Origin of the sequence: Bifidobacterium tsurumiense (assembly GCF_000741765.1) — a bacterium.
GTDB lineage: Bacteria > Actinomycetota > Actinomycetes > Actinomycetales > Bifidobacteriaceae > Bifidobacterium > Bifidobacterium tsurumiense.
This window is the reverse complement of record NZ_JGZU01000024.1, coordinates 1-1877: the sequence shown is the minus strand read 5'-3', so window position 1 is coordinate 1877 and position 1877 is coordinate 1. Positions and strand designations below refer to the sequence as shown.

1 protein-coding gene and 2 pseudogenes are annotated in these 1877 nt (G+C 70.4%); all 3 read right to left on the bottom strand.

Annotated elements, in window-relative coordinates:
* Positions 1–307, bottom strand: a pseudogene (locus BITS_RS08595) (hypothetical protein); the annotation flags it as partial.
* On the bottom strand, positions 285–1184 hold the full coding sequence (locus tag BITS_RS08590; RefSeq protein ID WP_044259847.1) for a hypothetical protein: 900 nt from the start codon (positions 1182–1184) through the stop codon (positions 285–287). The gene BITS_RS08590 and the pseudogene BITS_RS08595, both read right to left, overlap by 23 nt.
* 19 nt (positions 1185–1203) lie before the next feature.
* Positions 1204–1877 (bottom strand): annotated as a pseudogene (locus BITS_RS08585) (ATPase); the annotation flags it as partial.

Below are 1877 nucleotides of genomic sequence, written 5' to 3'. Positions count from 1 at the left end.
GCGCCTCGCGGATCGCGTCGATCTGCAGCGTGCTCCCGTTGATGACCGTCCGCGCGTACGCGCGCCCGTCATGCTGGCTGATGAACGCGTCCGGCTGTCCCGGCGTGCCGGTGGCCACGACCGGATCGCCCTGGCGGAGATCCAGATCGCGAAGGACCTCCGCGTTCCGACCCCAGAACTTCACCGTGACCTTCTCCGGATCCCCGTACGCCACGCTCCCGTCCGAACCGCGCTGCACGTTCCCGTCCTGGTCGCGTCGCGGCACCGACCGGTAGACCACGGCCTCAAGATACGCGCGCCGCTGCACGCCGTCCTCGCCCCTGCCGGCCGGGAAGAACTTCGGATTGACCGCGAGATTGCCCCGCATGACCTGCTGTGTCTGTGGCATGATTCCATCCCTCCGGGGCCGCCGACCCTCGCCGGCCCCGCAACCATCGTCCGGCCGGACGCGGCGCGCCACGGAGGACAGGCGGCAACCGTCCTACAGCGTCGGCCCGCCCATGGCCATGCCCATCGCCCATGCCGTCGCCGCCCGACTGGGCGCGCGCCCTGGCCTGCGCCTCGACGGCGTCGGCCAGCCGGGTGGAATCGAGGTGCGGACGGCAGAAGGCGATCAGGTCCATGGCCTCCGCAAGGTCGCCCTGCGCGAGCGTGAACGCCGCCTTGAGGGACGTGATCGCATAGGCCACGACGTCGGGCGCGTTCTCGGCGATGGGGCCGAGGACGTTCGACGCGGTCCCGATGCGGTCGGCGAGCAGGTCGTCGCCCGGCGCGTACGCGCAGGCGCCGTCCGTCAGATCGTCCAGGAGCCGGTCGAAGTCGACGGGACGTTCGTCCCCCAGCATGCCGCGCATGTCGGCCCGGGAGGGCTCGTCCGGGTCAAGCGCCCATGTCAGGATCATCCTCTCCGCCCGCTCCGGCACGGCCTCGAACACCGTCGCCAGGATCGCGAGACGGCGCACGTCGGACGCCCACTCGCCACGCGTGACCGGGTCGGCGCACAGCATGTCCCAATCATGGGCGGCGGCGTCCGACCACATGCGCCGCGCGTCCGCGTCGCCGTCCCGGTATTCGTCGCGGGCCGCGGCGATCGCCGTGTTCAGGTCGGGCTCGTCCGGGCCGGTCGCCCGCGCCTCCAACGCGAGCATGAAACCGGGGCCGCCGGTGCGGGCGTTGTCGGTCATGGCATGTTCCTCCCTGTCGTCATCGTTCCCATTTCCTGTTGGTGTCGTTGAAGCCCGACCGTTCGATCCCGCACATCTGCACGTTGATCGGGATGCCGGGCAGGCCGCCGAGCTTGATGAGGAACTTGCCGATGCCCTTGTAGCTGGCGCCCTGCGCGTAGTTGGTCGGCGTGCCCCAGTCGGCGAGCATGTCCTCCTCGCGCATCGAGATCGGCAGGCCGCTCTCGCCACGCAGGTAGCGGTCGACCTCGGTGCGGCTCAACGCGCCGAGGACCTTGATCTTCGAGCGTTCCACGAAGCCGCGCGCCTTCGCGTTCTGGCTGTCGGAGCCCAGGCACAGCAGGTCGGCGAACGTGTGCGTGATCATGATCTGGCCCACGCCCCACTGACGGTTCAGGCGGGTCAGCAGGTCGAGCCTGTCGACCATGAGCGGGCTGGCGCGCAGCGCCCGGTGCATCTCGTCCATGATGATGACGTTGTTGCGCCGCGGCTCCAGGCCGGCCTCGGCGAGCATGTCGGCCGCGTTCTTCGCGGCGAACGCGCCCGACCATGTGGCCGCGAGGACCGCGGCGACCACGTCGTCGCCCGCCTGCGAGAGGGCGCTGATGTCGAAGTCCACGGGACGGGTCAGGTCGATCGCCTCGGTGGTCTGCTCGCTGAACAGGCGGCCGAACCGGCCCATCCGGTTGCTCA

Bases quoted from the DNA above. Each gene is read 5' to 3' on its own strand.
- BITS_RS08590 (WP_044259847.1), bottom strand. From the start codon at position 1,184: ATGACCGACAACGCCCGCACCGGCGGCCCCGGTTTCATGCTCGCGTTG.